Raw genomic sequence first — 24,189 nt, 5'->3', positions numbered from 1 at the left:
ATCTTCCCGGATCTTTTAAAATCAAAATGGAAAAAATCCTGTAAATCTTCAAAATCAGTTTAATCCTGGGCAAAAAAAATCCTGAAAATCATAAAATCAGTTTAATCCTGAGCAAGACAAGAATCCCCACTGATCAGCCATCCGTCGGCAGCCTGTTGCCGCTCCCACAAATGGCTGTAAAGGCCGCCGCGTGCCAGCAGCATTTCATGCGTTCCCCTTTCTTCCACCGTCCCGTTGTTCAGTACCAGGATCATATCTGCATGTTTGATGGTCGCCAGTTTATGCGCTATCACGATCACTGTTTTTCCTTTTACCAGTTGTTGTATGGCTTCCTGGATATAGATTTCGTTTTCGGGATCGAGAGAGGCGGTGGCTTCGTCCAGCAGTATTACCGGCGCATTTTTTAACAGCGCCCGGGCAATGCTGATGCGTTGTTTTTGTCCGCCGGATAATTTATTGCCGCCTTCGCCTGTCATACTGTGGATACCTTCGGGCAGCTCCATTGCGAAATCGAGTACCTGTGCGGTTTCGGCAGCCTCCAGTATTTCGGTTTCTGTAGCATCCATGCGACCGAAACGGATGTTGTTATATATGCTGTCGTCGAACAGGTATACCTCCTGGAATACTTCACTGATACAGGAATAAACGGCAGCGGGTTCCATGTTCTTTACATCGGTACCGCCAATTTTTATTGCGCCTTGTGTAGTGTCCCAGAAGCGTGCAATCAGGGAGGTGATGGTGGTTTTGCCGGAGCCGGAGGGGCCTGCCAGGGCCAGCATACTGCATTCCGGCACATGAAAGGAAATATTTTCCAGTACATTTTTGCCGGGATGATAGGCAAAACTTACGTTGTCAAAGGAGATGTCGTACCGTGGAGGTGTTAATCGTTCACCAGCGCTTTGCTCCCGTGTTTTCAGCAATTCAATTACGCGCCCCAGGCTGATGTTCATATAACGCAGCACTACGTAATCTACCAACAGCACTTTGATGGGTTCATACAAGCGATAGCCGATTATCAGGAAAGTAATAAGGGTAGCAATGCCCAGGGTGCCATTAGAAAGAAAGGTAACCGCCATGCCCAGCATCAGGAGGAAAAACAGTTCCAGCACAATGCCGGCTGTCATCACAAAGGGACCGGGTATGGCCTCTGTGCGGATGCTCGTTTTCCGGAAGTCGTTGAGCGCTGTTTCCAGTGTACTAAAGCGGCTGCCGGTCATACCAAATGATTTGATATGCCTGATCCCCTGTACATATTCCAGGAACCTGGCGCCGGTTTCATTTCTCGCCTGTACATGTTTTTTCCCTTGCCTTACAACCAGGTAGTTGGATACCTGTATCATGGCCCAGCAAAGAGGGAGTGCTGCCAGTAATACCAGCGCCAGCCGCCAGTCGGTGATAAAGAGGAAGATGGAAATAATCAGTGTGGCAAAAACACCACCGGCCATATTACCGATGGTATGACCAAAGATCAGTTCAAAATTAGCCACGTCCTGTAATACTACTGCGGCCAGGTCGCCTGGGTCGCGTTGTTTAAAGGTGCCCATCGACAGGCGCTGTAAATGGGTCCCCAAACGGATACGCAGGTGGGTGGAAATGGCATAGGTCATGGTGTTGCTGCCGATAATCGTTTTTACGGATACAAATAATTGCCCGATGAGAAAAACGACCAGGATCATAACGTATACGGTTAAACGCCAGGGGGAAGCTTGTCCCGAAAAAAGATCCTGTATGATCAGCAACAGGAAACCGGTAGGTACGGCGATAAAAAGACTGTGTAACAGTTCCAGGAGTATGCTGCGACGCACCTCGTCCGGCGCGGTTTTAAAAATATAGAGCAGATGCTTTATCATTCGGTGGTGATATTTAAGGTGGGTGTTTCTGTTAAGGCGAAAGATTTTGCCCGGGTATGCGCTTCCCACATGTGGAGGTAGAGCGGGCAGTTCTTCAGCAATGCTTCATGCCGGCCGATACCGGCTACAGCGCCTTTATTCATGACCACCACCTGGTTGCATTGGGTGATGGTACTGAGGCGGTGTGCAATAACGATCACCGTTTTATGGACAATCAGCCGGTTGAAGGCTTGCTGGATCAGGTATTCATTTTCAGGATCGCTGAAGGCGGTGGCTTCGTCCAGCACCAGTATGGGCGCATCTTTTAAAATGGCCCTGGCCAGCTGTATACGTTGTTGTTCGCCACCGCTGAGGTGTACGCCTTCTCTTCCCCATAGCGTTTGGTAGCCGTTGGGCAGCCGGGTAATAAAATCGTGGCACTGTGCGGCTTTCGCTGCGGCTTCGATGTCGGCCATACTTTTATCCATTCCCATCCGGATATTTTCCAGGATGCTTTGCTGGAACATAAAGCTGTCCTGGAAAACAAAGGAGATGTGTTGCATCAGTTCTTCCGGTTTAATTTTCCGGATGTCCTGGCCTCCAATGAGAATATGTCCCCTGGAGGTATCCCAGAAGCGGGCGATCAGCTGTGCTGCGGTAGACTTTCCGGAGCCGGAAGGCCCCACCAGCGCGGTAATACTGCCTTGTGGTATGGTAAAGCTTACATTTCTCAGCGCGTCTGCATGGCCGTCGTAGCTAAAGGATACATGGTCAAATTCAATGCTGTAGCTGGTACCCAGTCTTTCATCGCCGGCGGTGGCCTGTTCCTGGCTGAACAAAATTTCATCCAACCGTTTTACGCCATGACTGATGACCGAAATCTGCGGGCCAAGCGTACTTAGTGCAAACAAAGGCCTTATATAACCCACGCCGAGCACCAGGAATAACAGTAATACAGATAAGCTGAGCCCCTGCTGGAAGTACAGGTAAAACCCGGTGGCCAGCACAGGTAAAGAAGCATTGCTTACAAAGCTGATAAATACGCCAAAGGCAGGAGAGGAGCTGCGTATCCAGTCGATTACCATGTCCTGGAAACGATATACCGCGCCGCTGTATTTGTCGAAGCTCCCGGCAGTATGCCCGAATATTTTGATCACCGGCATAGCCCTTACAAATTCCACGATACCGGCATTCATGTCTTCCAGTGACCGGTGATAGTTGACTACCGCCTCCTTTTTTTTACGGAACGTTAGCGGCACCAGCACCGCGAGGATAACAATGGGTAAACAGCTGGCCAGTGCCAGCCGCCAGTTGACCGTAAACAGGTAAGTCAGCGTCATCAGCGGCAGCGCCATTCCTTTTACAAAATCCGGGATGCTGTGTGCAATGAAGTTTTCAATTCGCTCTATATCATCTGCCATGATTTTCTTTAAAGCGCCGGAATTGTGGCTGTTAATGAATCCCAATGGCAGCCGGCCCAGTTTTTCCGCCATCTTTTTGCGCAGTTCATACAGGATGTTGAATGCTGCCACGTGAGATGCCATGCCAGCCGCATACAGGAAAATATATGCCGCAATAACGGCGTATATAGCGTCACGGATATACGATTTTATCAGCAAAACATCCACCGGCGGAGTGATCAGCGCTTTGAGAATCGCATAAGTTAGTATATAAGGTACAACAGCTAATATAACGTGCAGCACAGCCAGTATGGCTGAAAGCAGTAACAGGCGCCTGCGGCTGCCAGCTATTTCCAGTAACCGTGCCACGCCCGACTTCATTTTTTTATTTTCTTCCATCGAATATTTAACTTTATTCAAAGGTGGTTTATATCATAAAGAGTATTTTTACACCAGCGGGATAGTTTTTTATATCAGCGGGATTGTTTCATGATTATAAAAGGTATGCTATGGGCATGATGGTACAGGACCGCGATAAGGTATGGCGGGATTTAACGCTGCCTTTTCCTATGGACGAGGCAGGTGCCGGCCGGCCACTGGTACAGGAGCGCCGGGAGAAGGTGAGTTTTGACTTTGGTGATATTGAGCTGGTACAGATCTGCCTGCCGGATATTTTTATTGTTTACGGCGACCTGAGATTACAGGAGCGGCACTTCCGCATCCGTTCCATGGCGGGGGAGGATGTGATAGAGCTGAATTTTGCATTGAACGGCACGGGTACCGTGAATAACCTGGTGAGCGGCGCCCGCTATGATTTTCAGCCTAATTTGCATAACATCATTTATATACCGGAATTTGACGGGGATGCAGCGTACCAATCGGCTGATCCCTACCAGTTTTTTGAAGTACATTTTTCCCGCCCTTATTTCATGGAGCTGGTAAAAAATACCGGCAGGGTATTAAGCGGCTTTGCAGAAAAAGTGGATCGTAAACAGGAAGCCAATGTAGGAAAGGAAAGTTTGCAGGTTACCTTCGCTATGCATCGCTGTATCCGCGATATTATGGATTGCCGTTTTTCCGGCGGACTCAAAAGATTATTCCTTCAGGCCAAATGTGTGGAGCTGCTTACTTTGCAGGCGGAAGCTTTTGAACGGGGCAACCCTGGTAAAACAGCGCTTACTACTGCGCGCGACAAAGATTGTATTATATATGCCCGGGAATACCTGGCAGCGCATATCACGGAGCCGCCCACCCTACAGGAGTTGGCGGCTATTTCCGGTACCAATACTTTTAAATTGAAAAACGGGTTTAAGGAGTTGTTTAATAACACGGTGTTTGGCTACCTGAACGACATGCGGCTCGACCAGGCCAGAACGTTATTACAGGAAGGAGTTCCCGTAAAGGATGTGGCAGATCGTACCGGATATTCTTCCGTGCAGCATTTCAGCACATCTTTCCGCAAAAAGTTCAGTGTTCCCCCCGGGAAATTTACCCAGTCCTGAATCGCCGCATTTCCCTAAAACAAATTCTGCATTCGCTGGATTTTCCCAAAAACCAATCCTTCATTCGCTGCATTTTTCTTAAACACAAATCCTGCGTTCGCTGCATTTTCCTAAAAGCTAAAAGCTAATAGCTAACCGCTGAAATCACTCCCCTGAAATATCCCGTTGATTCAGCAATACCCGGCAGCGGATCACTCATGTCTTTTTCATATTCAATGCTGCATACACCCTGGTAGTTGATTTTATCTAACGCAGCCACCAGTTTTTTAAAGTCAATCACGCCTCTGCCAATTTCAATAGCTTTACCGTCTTTCACCGCAGCACTCACATCTTTGATATGCAGATCAAAGATCCTGTTTTTGTATGCCAGTATCGCTTTGGAAGGCTCTTCGCCTGCACGCATCGCATGACCGATATCCATACACAGCCCTATACGTTCATCCCTGTTTTTGATCAGGTCATACGCATTCTTCGGGCCGGGGTAAAGCTTATCTTCAGGTCCGTGGTTATGCACCGCCAGCCTGATATTATAAGCTTTAACCTTTTCTTCTGTATAGTCCAGCAGGTCAGGGTTAGGGACGCCAACGATCATCGGAACACCTACGCGCCTGGCATATTCAAATGCTTCATCTACCGCCTGTTTTGTTTTCATGTAGATAACGCCTACCGCATATACTTTTATGCCTGCGGCAGAAAACTTATCCAGCACTGTTTGTATTTTTTCCGGTGTGCTGTTGAGGGGTAGTTGAATATCTTTTACAGAGATGTTCTTGATATTTACCCTGTTCATCATGGTAATGGTCTGATCCAGGTCAAATTTGGCAAAGGTATAGCCGGCCATTCCTACCGGGAGCAGCGCCTTAACTTTTTTAGCGCTGGCAGCAGTAGCTGCCAGAGGCCCGATGGCAGTGGTTGCCACACCCAATGCGGTTTGTAACAGGAAATTTCTTCTTGACGACATAGCAAATAATATTTACGTGGTTTTTTAGCATTCATGCCCTGCGCCGGTATGGAACAGGCGGGCTAATATCTCTAAAATTCTTTATTTTTTTTAGATTATTTCTTCCGGAGATGTAATAGCAGGCTATATAAAAGATGTGCTATAAATACCAGCTGCGCGGCGAGAAACAGGAAAACAAGCAAGGCATATACATACATCAGATTCATATACCAGTTCAGTGCAGCGGGCGTGTTCTGGTTTGCTGAGGGGAACAGGCTATCATGCCATTGGCCGGTGATGACGATCGCTGCCAGCATTAATAAAGTAAGCCCTACGTGTACCCATACCAGTGTTTTTTTTCGCAGGAATTTTCCCAGCCAGCTGTAGGCCAGCAGTAAAATCCCCAGGCAACCTACACTGACCCAAATGATAAAGGTGACAGACACCACAAACATGGTATCATGGAGATGAATATCGATGGTGTTACTTCTTTCAAAAAAAGAAATAATGATCAGCAAAATGGCTGCTAACAGGAACAACAGGTAGGGCTGTTGCCGGATGGTACCAAGGGTCCGCTTAAACATATATTAAATATACATATTTCAAGCCGGATGTTCAGGCACGTTAATTGTGCTGCCGGTGAATCGCATTAATCCAACACCTAAGCACCTGATCATGAAGAGAATAGTTTTACTTTGGATGGCTTTATTTTATTGCTTCAGCACTTTTGCCCAGTTCAGCGACTCGGTGCATTATTATGTCAAGTATGCGTCTACCGGTGCTGTAAACCGCACCAATAACGGGAATTCTTTTTTGCTTAATAATAACCTGGGTTTTAAAATCAGCAAGAAAAGAATTGCGCTGAATACCGGGGCCAGCTATGTGTATGGTAAACAGGATCACAGCATGACCAACAACGACGTGTCTGCCGCCATGGATGTGAGTGTGTACCGGGGAGAGAAGAAAGTTTATTACTGGGGACTTGCCAACTATGACAAGAGTTATTCATTAAAGATCAACAACCGTTTCCAGGGTGGCGGCGGTATCGCCTACGATGTGATACACCAGCCCAATGCCACGCTCAATATCAGCGATGGTGTGCTTTTTGAGGCCAGCGACCTTTACCTGCACGATACCATTCCGGACGTGTACAAAACAGTCCGTAATTCGCTGCGGGTATCTTATAAATGGGTTATCAAAAATATGGTGGTGCTGGAAGGATCTAATTTTATGCAAAATTCGCTTATTCACGGGAACGACTATATTATAAAGTGTAATAATAGTCTTTCTGTAAAACTTCGTTCCTGGCTCAGCATTACTGCTGCGATGACCTATAACAAAGTGAATCGGACCGATCGGGAAAACCTGCTGATGAACTATGGGCTTACGGTGGAGAAGTTCTTTTAACGCCGGAAGCGGTTGCCGGGAAAATATTTTAGCTTATTTTGTTTTCCAAACGGAGCATTTGTTGCCAGGCTTTCTATGAAGGGATTATTTCAGACAATTATTTTGTTGGGTGCGATACAGGGCTTTATTGTATGCGGCCTGTTATTTTATTCCACCCGGAACCGGTTTGCCAACCGGCTGCTGGCTGCATTTATTTTTTTCCTGGCATTGGCCAGTTTCAACCTTTACGCTTCTTTCAAGGATTGGTTTGGCTCCAGCTGGCTGGCGTTCCTGGCTCAATTGGTGCCTATGGTGATTGCCATGCCTTTTGGTCCGCTGATGTATTTTTATGTAAAGGCTTTCCTGGAACCGGATTTTAAAATCGGCCGCAGGGAGCGGTGGCAGTTCCTGCCGGCTGTTGTAGATCTGGGGCCTTCGCTGATCACCATCATTTATATAGCGGGGGTGCTCACTAACACCATTAAAAACAATCCGGCCCCCTGGGGTACTTTTATTGACGACTATAATGTGTATGCAGACATTCCCCGTTGGGTGTCGCTGGCGGTGTATGTATATCTCTCGCATACATACCTGGCCACACACAAAACGGCTAACAGCCCCCTGTTTGGATGGCCGCAGCAGTTTGTATGGCTGATGGCGGTATTTGTCGTATGGTGGTTATTATACCTGGTGCCGTATGTAATTCCCCGTTATACGGATATGATGCTTACCAGGTTTGATTGGTACCCGATCTATGTGCCTATGTCGATATTAATATACTGGCTTGGCATAAAAGGATACGTCATTTCCTGGCAGCAGCTGGTTACCGATAAAAAAACGGAAGCGGTACTGCCCGTAGCCACCATCGATACGGCCATCGTTTTATTGAAAAAGGCGATGGAGGAAGAACAACTTTACCTGGATTCTGCCCTCAGTTTAAATACGGTTGCCCGGCATACCGGTTTGCCGCCCAAAACAATATCCGCTGTGTTGAACCAGCATCTTGGTAAAAATTTTAATGAGTACGTAAATGGTTACCGGGTAGCATTGTTTAAGGAGAAATTATTGCAGGAAGATGCCGGGCAGCTAACCTTTGCCGGTATCGCCTACGATTGCGGCTTTAGTTCACCCGCCACCTTCCAGCGGGTGTTTAAACAACTTACGGGCATGTCGCCCTCCGAATTCCGGAAAAAGGCGTCTCAAATACCATAAATCTTCTTTTTTTCATTGCTCAAATCCGGATATGAGTAGGTGAAAGGCGCGTAAACAGGGAGCTTTGCCGTCAAATTAATCATCCGGATGATCAACTATTCAAGGTGTTTTTGCCAGCGCATTGTGCCCTTATCAGGGGCGTTAAGTTTCCTGCTGTTTTCCTGCCATACCACAAAAGTCAGTCGCCCTGTAACAAAAATAACCGGGCGCGACAGCGTTTGGAATGCCGCCCATATCACCGCATTTGAAAGCAAACTGGAGCATCTGCGGGAGCGGTATCATGTTCCGGGTTTATCTGCCGGCGTGGTAAACGGACAACAGCTGGTATGGAAAAAGGGATTCGGCTATGCTAACCGGGAGCTGCAACAGGCGCCGGATGAAAATACCGTTTACCAGGTTGCTTCTGTCACCAAAACTTTCGGAGCTATTATTCTCATGCAGCAGGTGGAAGCCGGGAGAATAAGCCTCGACGACCCGATCGGGAAGTACGGCATCAACCTGGGCGCCCGCTGGGGCAGCGATCCCCGGATAAAACTCAAACATTTACTAACGCATACGGCTATGGGCAATATGTATAACAGTTACAAGCCAGGTTATGTATTCCGTTATAACGGCGGATGGTATAATGAACTGGGGAAACCAATTGCCCGGGCATCCGGGGGCAGGTTCGGGGAGTTGCTCATGGAGCAAATCATTGTGCCGCTTTCGCTCAAAAACACGGTGCCTTCCACCGACGACAGCCTAGATTTTGCGCTGACAGGATATGATAAAGCCGCATTTATGGAGCGGGTAGCCAAACCCTACGATTGGAAAAATAAACAGCTGGTACCGGTCAAATTTACCTATGGGTTCGGACCCGCTGCCGGCATAATGAGTACAGTGAATGATCTGGCTGTGTATTCCAATGCAATTGATGAAGGGCGGTTTTTGAACGACAGCACCTGGAAAAAGATCTTTACGCCCTTTGTTACCCGCAAAGGGAAAACCATTCAATATGGACTGGGTTGGTACGTAACGTATTATAAAGGGCTGAAAGTAATATGGCATACCGGCTGGTGGACGGGCTACTCCGCGCTTTTTGTAAAAGTTCCGGAGAAAGACCTCAGCTTTATCATTTTAGCGAATTCCCAGGACCTGAGCCGCCCGTTTTACCACCTGGTAAAGGTGGGGCCGTTGGGTTTCTTTAATCCCTTCCGCCACAATCTGAAAAAGCAGCTGACGGCCTCTGATTTCGGGCGTGCTTTCCTGGAGTATTTCGTGGCAGATAAACGAATTTAGTGTGTTGCCCGTAATCCGCCGCCTGCCGGGAATGGAAGCAATGATTACAGGAATTTCAGGATCCATTCCCGGCGATGCAGCATTGTTAGCAATGATCGCTAGTGCGCGCCCGGATCGGGTTCAAAATCCAGCGACACAGAGTTCATGCAAAATCTTTTGTGCGTAGGAGGGGGACCATCGTCGAAAATATGCCCCAGGTGCGATCCGCAACGTTCGCAGATCACTTCTGTGCGCTGCATGCCTAAAGAATTATCTTCTTTATAAATAACGCTGTTGGCTTTTAAGGGCTCAAAAAAACTGGGCCAGCCGCAGCTGCTGGCAAACTTGGCATCGGACCTGAACAACGGGTTGCCACATACCGCGCAGTAATAACTGCCTTTTACATCGGTATCCCAGTACTTGCCCGTAAACGCCCTTTCGGTGGCGCTTTCCCTGGCTACTGCGTACAGATCGGGCGGCAATACCCGCTTCCACTCTGCATTGGTAATATGCAGCTTCCGCGTATCCGTTCTGGAGTAGTAGGGATTTTTAACCGGCGTTTCCTTGCTGCCTGTCTGGCTATGACAGGCAATCTGGGTGACCAGCATCAGTGTTAAAAGAAATAATGGTTTCATCTTTTCTTTAATTAGTAAGTCTACCTAAAATTACGGCTTTATATCCGTATGTACCTCTCTTACTAATAGACGGGGCAAACAGGACATCCTTACAAAAAAACGGAAATATTTGTAAGGATGCAGGAGATATTACGACTAATAAGCAGGAAACAAGAGGTGCTGTTGTCGGGAAGTATTGTCAACTAATCGGGAAGTACCGTCATTGATGATGGAGGATGCCCCGGATACCTTTGTAGTGTTGAAAATTGATTTCCTGCACACAAAAAATGTTCATATGCAACGATGGAAGAAAGCGATTCATTTACCTGCAATCGCACTGTTACCCCTGGCATTTGCTGCCTGTCATAAAGATGATAACAATATGCCTCCCGGACATAAAAGTACTATTACGGTAGAGAACGTGTTGAATTCGAAGCCACTGGTGCAATCCGGGACTTATAAAGGCACTAACACACCCATTATCTTTCCCGGGGAATCGGTTAACATACAGTTCTCCGCCGCCAAAGGTGAGACCATTACTTTTGCTTCCATGTACGGATGGTCCAACGACCTGTTCTTTGCGCCGGCTAATCCCGGTATCATGTTGTATGATGAAAAGGGCATGCCGGTAGAGGGAGATGTATCGCCACAGGTAAAGCTGTGGGACAATGGTACGCGAATTAACCAGGCGCCGGGTAAAACGGTGGTGCATCCGGGAACCGCGAACGCAGGGCCGATTGCTGAGGTAAAAGGTGCAGATGCACAGGGAAACCATTACCTTTCTGCTTCGCAGCTGCTCAGCGCTACGCTGAAGTATAACGGTAACTCCATGTTTACGCTTACACTGAAAAATATTTCCGGTGGCACGGCAAATGAAACGCCCATCAGTCCGGGTGTTTGGGCTGTATCTTATATCGCCGGCGGCCAACTGCTGGCTCCGTCGCCGTTGTTTAAAGAAGGCGCTGTAACAGCAAACGGGCTGACCGCTATTGCGGAAGCAGGCGACAACACCATGCTTGGCAGTTATATACAAGGAATCACCGGGATCTTTACCCCATTGTCGCCGGTACTGGTAGTGATTTATAACGGCATAGACAATCCCATCTACAAAAGCGGTGAAAATGATCGTGGCGAAGGCCTGAAACTATTGGCGCAACAGGGCAATGCAGATACCCTTGCAGCATTCCTGAAAAACAAGGCCGGTGTAAAAGCAGTGTATGTGTTGCCGGCGCCATCATCCAAAGTATTGCTCCCGGTGATCGATGGTCAGAAGGGCGGCATGGTAAGCCAGGATATTACGGTACAAAATGGCGACCGTATAGCGGTGGCCACGATGTATGGATTTTCAAATGATTGGTTTTTTGCATCCACCGGTAATGGTACAGATGCCGGCACTAAAGGTGATATTTCCGGCAGCATAGCATTGTACGACGACGGGACTGCCATTAATCAGTTCCCGGGCGCGGGTATCACCCAGTTTAACCTGGCAGGAACGCCGCTGTTTGAAAACAAACCGATTGCGCCGGTTCCTAACCCTAACGGATATACTACGTTGCCCCCGGTTGCTGAAATGATCAGGGTAACACTTCAATAAACAATACCCGGTCTGCCGCAGCTAATGCGACGGACCGGGTTTAACTGGTTGCAAATGAAATGGGAGTTTGAGGATAGCATTACACAAGGAAAATTTAGTTTGTCGATGGCAGAAGCATCACTCGGGGGGAGCGGTATGCTGAACAGTAAGCCGGCAACTACCAATACCATTGTGTTTAACCCCGGTCCTGCGCAACTGGTGGTGGTAGATGAAATTGAATACCCGTTTCCGGGCAACATGATATTGCCGCTGGTAGCCAACCAGCATTTCCGTTTCCAGGAGCCGGAGAACCTTGTTGCATGGCAGTTTAACCGGGAGTTTTACTGTATTGCTGATCACGATGCGGAAGTGGGCTGCGTAGGATTTTTATTTTATGGCATTGCGCATCCGCTTTTTATACCGCTGGCACATCACGATCTGGAGGGTATCGGTACCATTCAACAACTTTGTCTCGAAGACATGCAGGTGCAAGATAAAATGCAGGGTGAAATGTTACGCACGCTGTTGAAGCGGCTGATTATTAAAATTACACGTATCGCAAAAAAACAATCCGGCAATTGCCGCGACCTGTCCGACAGCAGGATGGACCTGATCCGAAAATTTAACCTGCTGCTGGAATGTAATTTCCGCACCCAACACGAAGTGCAGTTCTACGCAGCGGCACTAAACAAATCGCCTAAAACACTGACGAACATTTTTGGTATGTGTCATTTTCCATCTCCCTCCAAACTTATACAACAAAGGATTATCCTGGAAGCCAAACGCTGTTTATACTATACCGGCAAATCGGCCAAGGAAATTGCGGATGACCTGGGATTTACCAGTGCCGCACATTTCAGCCGTTTCTTTAAACTGAATACGGGGGTAAATTGTTCGGCATTTAACCGCAAAACAGAAGCGGCTCCGTTACCGGTAAATTAAGTATATCCGTTGCTGTTATATGCGCAAAATTGCCCTTACGTGCGCAACAATAAGGCTATCACCTGTTCCATTTTACCGGTCAGCGTTTCTGCTAATGCGGCTAATCCATTATATCCCTCCAGGTGGCGTGCGGGGTCATAATAACTCACCATTGTAGCGCCTGTTTCCGTTTCCCGCAATACCAGTTTAAGCGGCACTTCAATCACCGCGGAAGGATCGTTGTCCAGCAACTGTTTCATATACACCGGGTGAAAGAACAGCAATTGCCTGATTTTACCTGTTATGATCTGATGCGTGGCTAAGATGGCCTGCGGATTGATTTCATGCAGCAGCAGGAGATCATTTTTCGCGATAGCTGCCCTGGCACCGGAGAGAACCTGCTCGAACGGCTGGTTTATCAGTATAGACATTTTATCTGCTTTCATCGGGAACGGATTGTAAAGGTTTAACTATTACGGGCCAGTCTACTTCAGTGCCGGCCACGACATTGAGGTAGTTGGTAAAAATATTTCTGACTACGTTGGCAATAATTTCCAGCGTTTCACCATCTGTATACCCCGCATCACGAAGCGTTTGCACGTCGTTGGGCGATAAACTTTGCGGTGCTGCCAGCAGTTGTTTTGTAAACTGCAACCCTGCATTGATTTTTTCATCGGTAGCCTGCATGTTGCGGGCTTCCAGCAGGTCGGTGGAAGATAAGCCGGCTTTGGCGCCGAGGTGGCTGTGGGCCGACAGGCAATAGCTGCAACCGTTATATTCGGCTGCTGCCAGGGCAATACGTTCTGCCATAGGGGCGCCCAAACTTCCCCTGCGGAGTGCATTGCTGAATTGTACATAGGCTTCCAGTACGGCAGGTGAATGGGCCATTACGCCATACATATTGGGCACGCGGCCCAGCATACGGTTTACCTGTTCCAGTACCGGGCGTGCGGTAGCAGGAGCGTCTGTCAGGGAAAGTGCTGTAATTGTACTCATTTGTTGTTAAATTTAATTGTAGACAAATTTGTCTATAATAAGGTGAAAAAATAGCCCGCAGAACGGGCATATAAAAAAATCAGGTTGTTGCTATCAACCGTTTTACGGTTTTCTTCGCGGCTTTTACCGGCCAGGTATCTTTATACACTTTACTCTCCACAATAGCGCCTTCAAATAACAGGTACACCGTATCGGCCAGCGAGGGATCTGTTTGCCCGGGAATAGCGGTGAGCAGCTGTTGCAGGTAACGTCTCAGTTTTCTTTTATGCTCCAGCACCTGTTGCTGCATGGCAGGTTGATTATCGCCGATTTCCGCCAGCATATTAATAAACCGGCAACCTTTGAACTGCTGCTGCGGCAACTGACGCTCCAGGAAATCGAATGCTGCCAGCAAACGTTCTGCCGGCAGCGTTTTTTTATCTACCATGTCCATAATGGCTGCAAACCATTGTGCCCTGGCTTCCTGCAAATAGGCGAGGCCCAGTTCGTCCTTGGAACCGAAGTGACTGTATAAGCTGGCTTTCGCTACCCCCGCCTCTTCCAGCACCTGGTTGATGCCCGTAGCGTTATAACCCTGTTCGTAAAACAGCCGGGCCGCCGTAGCCAATATCTTTTCTTTTGGATTACCTGGTCTTGCCATAACAACCTAAAGTTACATGGAAAAATAATAATAGACAAATTTGTCTATTATTATTTTTTCGGGAGATGATTATCTTGTAGTCTGTTTCACGTTTAAATCTTTATCCGTTGCGTCTTAAATTTACCAGTCTCGCTTTGATAGCGCTGTTCAGCAGCTTCCTGGCAAATGCCCAGCAGTATTATCTTTTTATAGGCAGTTATAACCGTGATAAGGATAAAGACGGTGTGTACCTCTACCGCTTCGATTATCAAACCGGTGCGTTGCAGCCTGCTTATGCATTGAAAGGCGTGCTTAATCCATCCTTTCTCACCATATCGCCCAACGGCAAATATATTTACACCTGCTCGGAGGCGCAAACGCCTAATGTAGGTGGTGTGAGCAGCCTCGCATTTGATAGTGTGAACGCCACGCTGACCTTATTAAGCCGTCAGAACAGCGGAGGCGATAATCCCGCTTATGTGGGTACTGATAAAGATGGGAAATGGCTGATCTGCGCTAACTACTCCGGTGGCAGCTTATCTATATTTCCGCTGGAACCCAACGGGCAGATTGCTCCGGCTAAGCAAGTGATCAGCTTCCGGGACAGCAGTGTGCTGAAAAGACAAGCCAGCTCTCATGTTCACGCCGCCGTATTTTCTCCGGATGCGCAGTACGCTTTTTTCCCGGACCTGGGCGCAGATAAGATCCGCGGATATAAACTTGCAGCTAATGCAACGGAGCCATTACAACCGGCTGCACCGCCCTTTACGCCTACGGTTCCCGGCAGCGGTCCCCGGCATATTATTTTTCATCCTAAACTGCCATATGCCTATTGTATAGAAGAAATGGGCGGCATGGTAGCCAGCTATAAATACCATGCGGGTAAACTGGATCGCATACAGCGGATCAGCGCCCACCTGGAGGCGCCTGCGGAAGATTATAATGCCGCTGATATTCACATCTCTCCCGATGGAAAATTTTTATATGCCTCTACCCGGGAAGATGCCAATATGATTTTTATTTATGCCATTGATCAAAAGAACGGTACTTTAAAAAAGATAGGGCAGGAGCCTAGTCGGGGCATACATCCCCGGAATTTTGCGATCGATCCTACCGGTAAATTTCTCCTGGTGGCCAACCAGCGGTCAGGCAATGTGGTGGTGTTTAAACGGAATCAGCAAACAGGATTGTTAACCGCTACAGGCACTGAAATAAAACTACTGAATCCTTCTTCGCTGCAGATCAGGGAGTATGGTAAATAAATAAAAAGATGACAGGGCGCTGTTACTCCGGCGCCCTGTCATCTTCACTTTGCCATCTTTTTCTTGAAGTCTTTTAACCGTATCCGCATATACATCCACCAGCCCATACCCTTACGGATCAGCTGCAACCTGTCCTGCTCAAACAACGGGTCCCTGGTATCAAATGAAAAACCCGATAAATTATACAGCACGATGCTGACAGGATAGTGTTGCTTCCTGAAACTATGGTCTCCCCACAACAACAAGTTCAGCGCCCAATCTGCAAACACTTTATAGCGGAGGTTATAGGTATATTTTTCAAAAACTGTTTTCGGATAAATAATGGATTGGTGGTTCATACATAATTTGGCGAGCCGGTATTGGCTGAAGCTTCCTTTCATCAGGATATAAGGTACTTCTCCTTTATCGCTGTATCCTTCACTATCGCCATAATAAACGGTATGATCATCTTTTGCCTGTGCCAGCAGATCGCTGAAACCCGGCAGCAGGCGGTCGTCTGCTCCGAGGAAGTAAACATATTTACCACGGGCCATACGAACGCCTTTATTCAGCGCGTCGTAAATGCCTTTATCAGGTTCGCTTACCCATTGCAACAGGGGAAGCCCCGATGCTTTCATTATTTCCAGGGTATGGTCCGTGCTGCCTCCGTCTACCAACACCACTTCTATACCTGCAGCAGTTTGTGCTGAAACGGATTGCAGGCATGCTTCCAGGTGAAGCGCTGCATTATAGGTAGCAATAACAATACTCACTAAAACTTCGCCGGATCTGTCGTTCATTCGATGTTATATATTGATATATCCGGCCAAAAGTAATATTATTTTTTTATTTGATTACCCGGGTAGCTTGTCCAGATAGCCCGGCGTTCCCACATCTTACCCGGGTAATCAAATGAAAAAATCAGCTTACTGGTTTACCCGGAACTTTTCGTTAGCGCCGGCAGTGGTGCGGGTGCAGGTCATGGCCTGTGTACCGCCTTCACTGGAAACAAATTTGCCGTTACTACCTTTTAGCGAAATGGTACCGTCCCCGTTGCTGATCCAGTCGAACTGCTCCCAGCCGCCAATAGCGGTGCGGTTGCAGGTAATGGGTTGGCCGCCGTTTTCAGAGGACACATATTTACCGCCATTCTGGAGGGCGATTTTACCATTGCCTGCGTTCACTACTACAAACTGTTCCCAGGGGCCTACCGCGGTGCGGTTGGCATTCATGGCCTGGGTAGCATTTTCGCTGCATACATACAGGTTATTAGCGCTTTTCAGCGTAATAGTTTGACCGATAGGAGCGCCGGTACCGCCGCCTACTACCGGTTGGGTAGGCCGTGTAGCGGTTAACCCGATTTGTCCTTTCAGCATTTTGCCGCCGTCGGCGGTTAAACGCAGGTAGTAATCAGCAGAGCATGCTACGCCATCTTCATCCAGCGTCACAAAATTGGATCCGGCTGGTATAAAGGATGGGTTTTCGGCTGTTTTTGCGATCTGGTTGCCTTCGTTGTATTCATCAAACATAGAGATATAAATACCCTGGGCGCCAACTCTGACCATATTGTAAAACTGCCGCCACATAAAATCGCCGTGTGCGCGCTGATGTTCCTGTAAATCGCCCGGCAGCACACAGGGCTGATAGTCGATACCGTTGTTGTTGCAATACGCCTGGTCCGGTGTGTTCACATTGGCGTAGAAATTATCTACGTCATTTACATTACCGATGCGACCTACCATCCAGGGGGAAATCATGTTGAGCGCGCTATACGTGGCCAGGAAGCCGGGTCTGGAATCATCGCTTTCGGTACGCCAGTGAGTAGGCACGCCACCGATCACATAGCAGCCCTGGTTTTTGAACCAGTTGATGACATCCAGGCATACTGCGGCCGACCAGGTATGGTTGTTATCATTAAAACCAAAGCCCCAGATGCATACCACCGGTTTACCGTTTTGTTTTGCGTAGGCGGAAGAAGCAGTATAGGCCGACATTTTGTTGGTCCAATCTGTTTTTATTTCCGACTGCATGTTGGTCCAGCCGCTTACATCATACATGATGTAGAATTTTCGGCCATAGTTTTCGGCCGCCGTTTTTACTTTTGCCGTGATGGCATCCCGCACCGGACCTTCCGAGCCGTTGGGGTTAAAACGCTGCAGCGCCGCAGCATCTATCCCATTCTGCTGCATCCACAAAAAGTGCGTGTTAATGGTTTGGTCATTAAAGGAAGAAAACAACTTCGCCGGTTGTCCGTTGTTGAGATTTGCCCAGGCAGTCTGATAGGTACTGCTGTAATCCCGCACGTCCGGCCAGGACTTAATGCCATTATTCGTGGAAGAGGGAGATGCGCCCCAGTTTTGTGTCCAATGCCACCAGGCATTAATGGGGGAGCCGTCGCCGTTGGCAGCAAACCAGCCCTGGTAACCTACCGTGATTTTGCCGACTACATCGCCCACGGGGGAGCCTAACGCATTGACGGCAGATTTTTTCCCGTCGAGCGGCTGTAAGCGGGTGGCAGCCTCTTTTTTTGAGCAGCCAACAGACAATGCAACAAGGGTTGCGAACAGGAGATGCAACTTGTTTTTCATGTGTGGAATAATTGAAGTTTAGGAATTACTATCGGATTCTCCTATCAGCTGTTAGTGAATGAAACAACTGATGTGGTTTTCTTAGAACAATGCCGGGCTATGGATATCATCGTGGAAACTTCCTGCAAGTACGCAGAGAGGAACTAACGGATGCCTTAATAAAGGGCTAATAAGCAATTTTTTTTAGCTTTTAGCCATTAGCTTTTAGCAAAAATGCAGCGGATTTTGTCTTTGGGCAGGATTAAACTGATTTTTGTTGATTAGAGGATTTTATTCATGTGATTTTTTGATTTTAAAAGATTTGGGAAGAGATAGGCGAATTTTATCCGCTTATATCTTCCCAAATCTTTTTTAATCTTTTAAATCAAAAAAGTAAAATCCTCTAATCAACAAAAATCAGTTTAATCCTGCCCAAAGACAAAATCCGCTGCATTTTTGCTAAAAGCTAAAAGCTAATGGCTAAAAGCTCCCCAACAGACCTGCACATGAAATCCGGTGCAGCAGCGGTGAGTTCTTCCGTACTGCCGTAACCGTAGCCTACGCCAATGCAGGCGATATTGTTTTTCCTTGCGCCGATAATATCGTGTTTGCGGTCACCTATCATAATGGTATCGGCGGCAGCCAGATGTTCGGTTTCGAGCAGGTGGCGGATCAGTTCTCCTTTATCGGCATGGGTACCATCGAGTTGGCTGCCATAAACAGCCGTGAAGTAACTGCCAAGATTAAAATGCCCGATTACTATATCAGCAAATACCTTTGGTTTGGAGGTGGCTACAAATAAACGGCGGCCCTGCGATTGCAGCGTGGTCAGCAGCTCGGGAATACCCTCATAACGTTCGTTTTCGTAGATGCCGGTGGTTTTAAAATATTCCCGGTAGGCATGAACCGCTTCCCAGGCCTGGGTTTCCGTAAAAGCATAGAAATCCATAAACGATTGTTGCAGGGGAGGGCCAATAAACGGTAACAACTTTGACAGGTCACCTTCATAAATGCCTGCCTTTTCCAACGCATACTGCACGGATTTTGTAATACCTGTTTTTGGATCTGTTAACGTACCATCCAGATCAAAAAGAACGTTATTATAATGCATAGAGGGCAAATTAACGAAAAAGGGGAGGTTGAATAAGTTTTATTAATTTCTTAGCTTACGCACATGAAAAAAGACCTGCACTGTTATTTCCTGTTTTGCTTTGCAGCCGTGCTGTTTGCCGGCTGCAGCAAGTCCGAATCCAAAACAATTATTACACCCGATTACAGCGACGTGGGTAAAGTAATGACCGATGCTGCCAACAATGATTTTGGTGGTAAAGCATATGCTGTTATACAGGTAGATGGAAAAACGGTGTATGCCAAAGGATTTGGAGGATATGACGGCGGTACCCGGCAACTGATCGCTTCCTGCTCCAAATGGTTGTCGGCCGCCGTGGTAATGAGCCTGGTAGACGAAGGCAAAATTAAACTGACAGATACCGTAGGTAAATTTCTGCCCCTGTTCACCACCCGGCACAAGGGGAATATTACCATCGCCCAGTTGTTTTCCCATACCTCAGGTTTCCCCGGAAACTCTACCCAGGGCTATGAATCCAATGTGTTGATCACCCTTGCCGCTGCGGCGGATGGTATCGCGCAAAACGTGCCCCTGTCGTATACGCCGGGTTCAACATTTTATTATGGCGGCGTAAGTATGCAGGTAGCCGGCCGCGTTTGTGAAGTGGCTTCGGGTAAAGACTGGAAAACGCTGGCGGCAGAAAAAGTGTTTACGCCGTGCGGCATGACCAACACCGATTTTGGACTGACCGCCAATCCGCAGATCGGCGGGGGCGCCCGCAGTACTCCTGACGATTATATGCGTTTCCTCTATATGGTCATGAACAAAGGCGTTGCCGCCAATGGTACCCGTGTACTCAGCGAAGCCGCGGTTACCGCCATGGAACAGCCACAAACTACCAACGCCACAGTAGCTTATTCTCCCTACCCTGTGGCATTGCTGCAAACAAAAGGCATCTATGGTATCGGCAACTGGCGGGATGTGACCGGCCCCGGTGATGTGTTGATCGAAAACACCAGCCCCGGCCTCTTTGGCAGCCATCCCTGGATCAACCGCGAGAAAAAAATAACCGGCTTTATATTTACCTATATCGTTAACAACGGCTACCTCACTACCATGCCCGCCAGTTTAAAGATCAGGAGCATGGTGAGAGGAAAGTAAGCTTTTCCCGGTTATCGGTAAGTTAATATAGTGTTGGTTAAAGTCAATTTCCTGTAATCATTGGATCAAATCTCCATGTAATTTTATTCCTTCGGCATGTCCATAAAATATACGGCGCCGATTGATAGTTATGAGCCACCATTCCACGTGTTATTTCACCAGCCGGCTGGTATCAGCCTTTATTATTTTTTATTTGCTGCCATTACCCGGCCGTGCGCAACAAAAGTCATTGCGGCTTTGGTACGACAAACCTGCACAGGTATGGGAAGAAACCCTGCCGTTAGGGAATGGCCGCATCGGTATTACGCCCGATGGCAATGTAACGCAGGAAAAGATTGTTTTAAATGATATCACCTTGTGGTCCGGCGCCCCCCAGGATGCCAACAACTACGAGGCGTGGAAACAGTTGCCCGCCATCCGAAAACTGCTCGCAGAAGGAAAGAACAATGAGGCCCAGGCCTTAATGGACCAATCATTTGTGTGCACCGGCAAAGGCTCTGGCGACGTGCCATTTGGCTGCTTCCAGATGCTCGGAGAGCTCACCCTGCAGTTCAGTTATCCGGCAGCTACCCAACCGGTATCACCCACCCGTTACGAAAGAACGCTCTCTTTAAATGATGCTGTTGCCACCACCGTATTCGAGGTAAACGGTATAACTTATACCCGCGAATACTTCACCAGTTTTGGCGATGATGCCGCCATCATCCGATTAACCGCCAGCAAACCCGGACAACTCCATGTAAAGGTGGCGATCAGCCGCCCGGAAAGAGCCGGTATCAAAATGGCGGGTACAGCATTACAGATGTCCGGCGAACTGGAAAGCGGAACCAGCGCCCCCGGAATGAAATACCTTACCAGGGTACAGGCGAAGTTGAAAGACGGACAGCTGGCTGCAGAGAAAGATACCCTGGTTATTAAAGATGCCACGGAAGCGATTATATATATATCCACCGCCACCGATTTCAGGAACCCCGGTTACGAAGCAACAATGCAGCAGGTGCTGGCTGCCGCCATGCAGAAAGACTACGCAGCGCAAAAGCAGGAACACATTAAAGCCTTCCGGCGTTTATTCGACAGGGTTAGTGCGGAGTTGGGCGGCAATAATAACGGGGAGCAGGCGCAACTGCCTACAGATCAGCGGTTGCTGGCTTTCCGGCAACATCCCGATGGGGATAATGGATTGCCGGTATTGTTTTATCAGTACGGCCGGTATCTTACCATCAGCAGCACAAGAGTAGGACTATTGCCCCCGAATTTACAGGGCCTCTGGGCTAACCAGATCCATACGCCCTGGAACGGCGACTACCACCTGGATGTGAACGTACAAATGAACCACTGGCCCGTGGAAGTGAGCAACCTGTCTGAATTAAACCTGCCACTGGCAGATCTTGTACACGGACTGGTAAAACCCGGCGAAAGAACCGCCAAAGCCTACTATCATGCGGAAGGATGGGTAGCGCATGTGATTACCAACGTATGGGGCTTTACCGAGCCCGGAGAGAGCGCGTCCTGGGGTACTACCAAGTCGGGCTCCGGATGGTTGTGCAACAACCTGTGGGAGCACTACGCATTTACCAATGATGTAAAATACCTGGAAGATATTTACCCCATACTCAAAGGCTCTGCAGCATTTTACAACAGCATGCTGATAAAAGACGGGAAAACAGGTTGGTTGGTAACATCACCCTCTTCTTCCCCGGAAAATTCTTTTTACCTGCCCAACGGTAAAACAGCCAGTATCTGTAACGGGCCTACGATCGATAACCAGATCATCCGGGAACTGTTTATGAATGTGATCACGGCATCACGTACACTGGGCAAAGATGCTGCCTTTCGCAGTACGCTGGAAGCAAAGCTGAAACAGCTGCCGCCGGCCGGGCAAATTGGTAAAGACGGCCGCCTGATGGAATGGCTGGAAGAATACAAAGAACCGGAACCGCAGCATCGCCATATTTCCCACTTATATGGACTGTACCCTGCTTCATTGATCACACCCGAACAAACACCAGCACTGGCAGCAGCCTGTAAAAAAACGCTGGAGGTAAGAGGCGACGATGGCCCCAGCTGGTCTATTGCGTATAAATTATTGTTCTGGGCAAGATTACATGACGGGAACCGTGCCTATAAATTATTCACGGAAATCATGAAACCTACGCTGAAAACGAATATCAACTATGGCGCCGGCGGAGGCGTTTACCCGAACCTGTTATCTGCCGGTCCCCCGTTCCAGATAGATGGTAATTTCGGCGCTGCCGCAGGTCTGGCAGAAATGCTGCTGCAAAGTCACGCCGGTTTTATAGACCTGTTGCCCGCCCTGCCGGATGTTTGGAAAAAAGAAGGAATGGTAAAAGGATTAAAAGCCAGGGGAAATTATATCGTTGACATGAGCTGGAAAGATGGTAAAGTGACCAGTTACCGCATTACAGGTAACCCTGGTAAAAAGGTCAGCGTAAAGGTAAACGGTGTTATCACGAAGATTCAACCAACAAAAATATGATAAGAAAATATGTGTGGCTGCTGCTGAGTATAGTCGTTACCGTTACTGCGCAGGCACAGGAGAAATTTATAGAGCGGTATGGCAACCTGGATAATGCCCTGTACCATATTAAAGCCGGTAAAGCAGCCACTGTTACTTTTCTGGGCGGTTCTATCACCAACATGGAAGGCTGGCGTGGCAAGGTATGTACTTACCTGGAGGACACCTATCCCGCTACGGAATTCCGGTTTATCAACGCCGGCATTCCTTCTCTGGGAAGTTTGCCGCACGCCTTCCGCTTTAAGCAGGATGTACTGGACAAGGGAAAAACAGACCTGTTGTTTTTGGAAGCCGCGGTAAATGATCATGTAAACGGTACTAACGAACAAACACAACGCAGGGCCATGGAAGGTATTATCCGTCATGCGTTGACGGCCAACCCGCAGATGAACATTGTACTTATGGCCTTCGCGGATGAAGATAAAATGGCCGACTACCGCGCAGGTAAAGTGCCGCTGGAAGTACAGGTGCATGAAGAGCTGGCCGGGAAATATCATCTGCCTTTTATAAACCTGGCCAAAGAAGTAACCACCCGCATTGATGCACACGAGTTTACCTGGAAAGATGATTTCAAGGACCTGCATCCATCTCCCTTTGGACAGCAATTATATTTTAATACCATCAAACAACTGCTGATATTGACTTTGGACCGCCCCGTCCCTAAGCGGCTGCTAACGGTAAAACTGCCCAAAGCATCGGCGCCGCTGAATTACGCCAATGGTGACTACGGCGATATACGCAAAGCGACCATCAAAGATGGGTTTACCCTGGTCCCATCCTGGGAACCCACCGACGGCGTAGGGACCCGTGAAGGCTTTGTAAAAGTTCCTATGCTGGTATCCGGTAAAGCGCACGCCTCGCTGGTATTTCCTTTCACCGGCAGAACGGTAGGCATTTGTATAGTATCCGGTCCTGATGCGGGCATCATCCGTTACAGCATCGATGGCGGCGCCCCGCAAACAAAAGATTTGCGTACGCAGTGGAGCAAAAGCCTTTACCTGCCCTGGTATCTGATCCTCGGAGATGACCTCGCACCCGGCAAACATGAGTTGAAAATAGAAACCGGCGATGCTGCGGAAGTAACGCGGATCGTACATTTCCTGGTAAACCCTTAGCGGATTTTTTCTTGCCCGGTTTTTTTTCTTGCCCAGGATTAAACTGATTTTGATGATTTACAGGATTTTCTTCTTGTGATTATAATTTGATTTTAAAAGATTAGCGTAGATGTAAGCAAATTCGCTTAGATCTACGCTAATCTTTTAAAATCAAAAAAGAAAAAAATCCTGTAAATCATCAAAATCAGTTTAATCCTGGGCAAGAAAAAAAAACCGGGCAAAAAAAAACCTGGGCAAGAAAAAATCCCGCA

Annotated in this window: 21 protein-coding genes; 10 read left to right on the top strand and 11 right to left on the bottom strand. The window is 48.0% G+C overall.

The window, feature by feature from the left end; all coding sequences use genetic code 11:
* Positions 1–101: 101 nt before the first annotated feature.
* Both KE626_RS26655 and KE626_RS26650 read right to left on the bottom strand, forming a co-directional pair.
* Positions 102–1,850, bottom strand: a complete 1,749-nt coding sequence (locus KE626_RS26655) for an ABC transporter ATP-binding protein (protein ID WP_211976074.1) — start codon at positions 1,848–1,850, stop codon at positions 102–104.
* Complete coding sequence (locus KE626_RS26650) at positions 1,847–3,628, bottom strand: ABC transporter ATP-binding protein (RefSeq protein WP_211976073.1); 1,782 nt, start codon at positions 3,626–3,628, stop codon at positions 1,847–1,849. The genes KE626_RS26655 and KE626_RS26650 overlap by 4 nt, the downstream gene beginning before the upstream one ends.
* 110 nt (positions 3,629–3,738) lie before the next feature.
* Here KE626_RS26650 and KE626_RS26645 point away from each other — a divergent pair, with 110 nt between their 5' ends.
* Positions 3,739–4,731, top strand: coding sequence for a helix-turn-helix transcriptional regulator (locus tag KE626_RS26645; protein ID WP_211976072.1), 993 nt, complete (start codon positions 3,739–3,741; stop codon positions 4,729–4,731).
* 124 nt (positions 4,732–4,855) lie between these two features.
* Here the strand turns inward: KE626_RS26645 and KE626_RS26640 are convergent, their stop codons facing one another.
* Together KE626_RS26640 and KE626_RS26635 are read right to left on the bottom strand one after the other, a co-directional pair.
* Positions 4,856–5,692: a sugar phosphate isomerase/epimerase family protein gene (locus KE626_RS26640; protein ID WP_211976071.1), complete on the bottom strand. Its 837-nt coding sequence runs from the start codon at positions 5,690–5,692 to the stop codon at positions 4,856–4,858.
* A 95-nt stretch (positions 5,693–5,787) separates the two neighbouring features.
* The gene (locus KE626_RS26635; RefSeq protein WP_211976070.1) at positions 5,788–6,255 is read right to left on the bottom strand and encodes a hypothetical protein; all 468 of its coding nucleotides are present in this window, start codon (positions 6,253–6,255) and stop codon (positions 5,788–5,790) included.
* 91 nt (positions 6,256–6,346) lie between these two features.
* On the opposite strand from KE626_RS26635, the gene KE626_RS26630 reads away from it, so the two are divergent.
* The 3 genes from KE626_RS26630 (at position 6,347) to KE626_RS26620 (ending at position 9,547) form a co-directional block, all read left to right on the top strand.
* Positions 6,347–7,078 (top strand): DUF481 domain-containing protein, encoded by a 732-nt coding sequence (locus KE626_RS26630; protein WP_211976069.1) that lies wholly within the window; start codon positions 6,347–6,349, stop codon positions 7,076–7,078.
* Between the two features lie 75 nt (positions 7,079–7,153).
* Positions 7,154–8,269, top strand: coding sequence for a helix-turn-helix domain-containing protein (locus tag KE626_RS26625; RefSeq protein ID WP_211976068.1), 1,116 nt, complete (start codon positions 7,154–7,156; stop codon positions 8,267–8,269).
* 87 nt (positions 8,270–8,356) lie between these two features.
* Positions 8,357–9,547: a serine hydrolase domain-containing protein gene (locus KE626_RS26620; protein WP_211976067.1), complete on the top strand. Its 1,191-nt coding sequence runs from the start codon at positions 8,357–8,359 to the stop codon at positions 9,545–9,547.
* Between the two features lie 98 nt (positions 9,548–9,645).
* Here KE626_RS26620 and msrB read toward each other — a convergent pair whose 3' ends face one another.
* The gene (gene msrB / locus KE626_RS26615) at positions 9,646–10,161 is read right to left on the bottom strand and encodes a peptide-methionine (R)-S-oxide reductase MsrB (protein WP_211976066.1); all 516 of its coding nucleotides are present in this window, start codon (positions 10,159–10,161) and stop codon (positions 9,646–9,648) included.
* Positions 10,162–10,435: 274 nt separating this feature from the next.
* Between msrB and KE626_RS26610 the strand changes: the two genes are divergently transcribed.
* Both KE626_RS26610 and KE626_RS26605 read left to right on the top strand, forming a co-directional pair.
* Positions 10,436–11,734: a spondin domain-containing protein gene (locus KE626_RS26610; protein ID WP_211976065.1), complete on the top strand. Its 1,299-nt coding sequence runs from the start codon at positions 10,436–10,438 to the stop codon at positions 11,732–11,734.
* 54 nt (positions 11,735–11,788) lie between these two features.
* Positions 11,789–12,655: an AraC family transcriptional regulator gene (locus KE626_RS26605; protein WP_211976064.1), complete on the top strand. Its 867-nt coding sequence runs from the start codon at positions 11,789–11,791 to the stop codon at positions 12,653–12,655.
* Positions 12,656–12,690: 35 nt separating this feature from the next.
* On the opposite strand, the gene KE626_RS26600 is transcribed toward KE626_RS26605, so the two are convergent.
* The 3 genes from KE626_RS26600 to KE626_RS26590 form a co-directional block, all read right to left on the bottom strand.
* Positions 12,691–13,065, bottom strand: coding sequence for a DUF302 domain-containing protein (locus tag KE626_RS26600; protein WP_211976063.1), 375 nt, complete (start codon positions 13,063–13,065; stop codon positions 12,691–12,693).
* Between the two features lies 1 nt (position 13,066).
* Positions 13,067–13,630: a carboxymuconolactone decarboxylase family protein gene (locus tag KE626_RS26595; protein ID WP_211976062.1), complete on the bottom strand. Its 564-nt coding sequence runs from the start codon at positions 13,628–13,630 to the stop codon at positions 13,067–13,069.
* Between the two features lie 79 nt (positions 13,631–13,709).
* Positions 13,710–14,270 carry a TetR/AcrR family transcriptional regulator gene (locus tag KE626_RS26590; protein ID WP_211976061.1) on the bottom strand — a complete coding sequence of 187 codons (561 nt, stop codon included), beginning with the start codon at positions 14,268–14,270 and terminating at the stop codon, positions 13,710–13,712.
* 107 nt (positions 14,271–14,377) lie between these two features.
* On the opposite strand from KE626_RS26590, the gene KE626_RS26585 reads away from it, so the two are divergent.
* On the top strand, positions 14,378–15,511 hold the full coding sequence (locus tag KE626_RS26585) for a lactonase family protein (RefSeq protein WP_211976060.1): 1,134 nt from the start codon (positions 14,378–14,380) through the stop codon (positions 15,509–15,511).
* Between the two features lie 44 nt (positions 15,512–15,555).
* On the opposite strand, the gene KE626_RS26580 is transcribed toward KE626_RS26585, so the two are convergent.
* The 3 genes from KE626_RS26580 to KE626_RS26570 form a co-directional block, all read right to left on the bottom strand.
* Complete coding sequence (locus tag KE626_RS26580) at positions 15,556–16,290, bottom strand: glycosyltransferase family 2 protein (RefSeq protein ID WP_211976059.1); 735 nt, start codon at positions 16,288–16,290, stop codon at positions 15,556–15,558.
* A gap of 126 nt (positions 16,291–16,416) precedes the next feature.
* A complete protein-coding gene (locus tag KE626_RS26575; RefSeq protein WP_211976058.1) occupies positions 16,417–18,078 on the bottom strand; it encodes a lectin in 1,662 nt (553 codons plus the stop codon).
* 445 nt (positions 18,079–18,523) lie between these two features.
* Positions 18,524–19,168, bottom strand: coding sequence for an HAD family hydrolase (locus tag KE626_RS26570; RefSeq protein ID WP_211976057.1), 645 nt, complete (start codon positions 19,166–19,168; stop codon positions 18,524–18,526).
* A gap of 63 nt (positions 19,169–19,231) precedes the next feature.
* On the opposite strand from KE626_RS26570, the gene KE626_RS26565 reads away from it, so the two are divergent.
* The 3 genes from KE626_RS26565 to KE626_RS26555 all read left to right on the top strand — a co-directional run bounded on the left by KE626_RS26565 (position 19,232) and on the right by KE626_RS26555 (position 23,938).
* Complete coding sequence (locus KE626_RS26565; RefSeq protein WP_211976056.1) at positions 19,232–20,287, top strand: serine hydrolase domain-containing protein; 1,056 nt, start codon at positions 19,232–19,234, stop codon at positions 20,285–20,287.
* Between the two features lie 130 nt (positions 20,288–20,417).
* Complete coding sequence (locus KE626_RS26560) at positions 20,418–22,784, top strand: glycoside hydrolase family 95 protein (RefSeq protein ID WP_211976055.1); 2,367 nt, start codon at positions 20,418–20,420, stop codon at positions 22,782–22,784.
* Positions 22,781–23,938: an SGNH/GDSL hydrolase family protein gene (locus tag KE626_RS26555; RefSeq protein ID WP_211976054.1), complete on the top strand. Its 1,158-nt coding sequence runs from the start codon at positions 22,781–22,783 to the stop codon at positions 23,936–23,938. Before KE626_RS26560 ends, KE626_RS26555 begins: the two co-directional genes overlap by 4 nt.
* Positions 23,939–24,189 lie beyond the last annotated feature (251 nt).

Origin of the sequence: Chitinophaga hostae, from assembly GCF_018224885.1 — a bacterium.
Lineage (GTDB): Bacteria > Bacteroidota > Bacteroidia > Chitinophagales > Chitinophagaceae > Chitinophaga > Chitinophaga hostae.
This window is presented reverse-complemented; position numbering and strand designations above follow the sequence as displayed.

Coding starts and splice junctions, on each gene's coding strand:
- KE626_RS26650 (WP_211976073.1), bottom strand. CDS start 3,628: ATGGAAGAAAATAAAAAAATGAAGTCGGGCGTGGCACGGTTACTGGAA.
- KE626_RS26655 (WP_211976074.1), bottom strand. CDS start 1,850: ATGATAAAGCATCTGCTCTATATTTTTAAAACCGCGCCGGACGAGGTG.
- KE626_RS26625 (WP_211976068.1), top strand. CDS start 7,154: ATGAAGGGATTATTTCAGACAATTATTTTGTTGGGTGCGATACAGGGC.
- KE626_RS26620 (WP_211976067.1), top strand. CDS start 8,357: ATGATCAACTATTCAAGGTGTTTTTGCCAGCGCATTGTGCCCTTATCA.
- KE626_RS26630 (WP_211976069.1), top strand. CDS start 6,347: ATGAAGAGAATAGTTTTACTTTGGATGGCTTTATTTTATTGCTTCAGC.
- KE626_RS26555 (WP_211976054.1), top strand. CDS start 22,781: ATGATAAGAAAATATGTGTGGCTGCTGCTGAGTATAGTCGTTACCGTT.
- KE626_RS26610 (WP_211976065.1), top strand. CDS start 10,436: ATGCAACGATGGAAGAAAGCGATTCATTTACCTGCAATCGCACTGTTA.
- KE626_RS26605 (WP_211976064.1), top strand. CDS start 11,789: ATGAAATGGGAGTTTGAGGATAGCATTACACAAGGAAAATTTAGTTTG.
- KE626_RS26580 (WP_211976059.1), bottom strand. CDS start 16,290: ATGAACGACAGATCCGGCGAAGTTTTAGTGAGTATTGTTATTGCTACC.
- KE626_RS26570 (WP_211976057.1), bottom strand. CDS start 19,168: ATGCATTATAATAACGTTCTTTTTGATCTGGATGGTACGTTAACAGAT.
- KE626_RS26595 (WP_211976062.1), bottom strand. CDS start 13,630: ATGAGTACAATTACAGCACTTTCCCTGACAGACGCTCCTGCTACCGCA.
- KE626_RS26565 (WP_211976056.1), top strand. CDS start 19,232: ATGAAAAAAGACCTGCACTGTTATTTCCTGTTTTGCTTTGCAGCCGTG.
- KE626_RS26635 (WP_211976070.1), bottom strand. CDS start 6,255: ATGTTTAAGCGGACCCTTGGTACCATCCGGCAACAGCCCTACCTGTTG.
- msrB (WP_211976066.1), bottom strand. CDS start 10,161: ATGAAACCATTATTTCTTTTAACACTGATGCTGGTCACCCAGATTGCC.
- KE626_RS26640 (WP_211976071.1), bottom strand. CDS start 5,692: ATGTCGTCAAGAAGAAATTTCCTGTTACAAACCGCATTGGGTGTGGCA.
- KE626_RS26600 (WP_211976063.1), bottom strand. CDS start 13,065: ATGTCTATACTGATAAACCAGCCGTTCGAGCAGGTTCTCTCCGGTGCC.
- KE626_RS26560 (WP_211976055.1), top strand. CDS start 20,418: ATGAGCCACCATTCCACGTGTTATTTCACCAGCCGGCTGGTATCAGCC.
- KE626_RS26645 (WP_211976072.1), top strand. CDS start 3,739: ATGGGCATGATGGTACAGGACCGCGATAAGGTATGGCGGGATTTAACG.
- KE626_RS26575 (WP_211976058.1), bottom strand. CDS start 18,078: ATGAAAAACAAGTTGCATCTCCTGTTCGCAACCCTTGTTGCATTGTCT.
- KE626_RS26590 (WP_211976061.1), bottom strand. CDS start 14,270: ATGGCAAGACCAGGTAATCCAAAAGAAAAGATATTGGCTACGGCGGCC.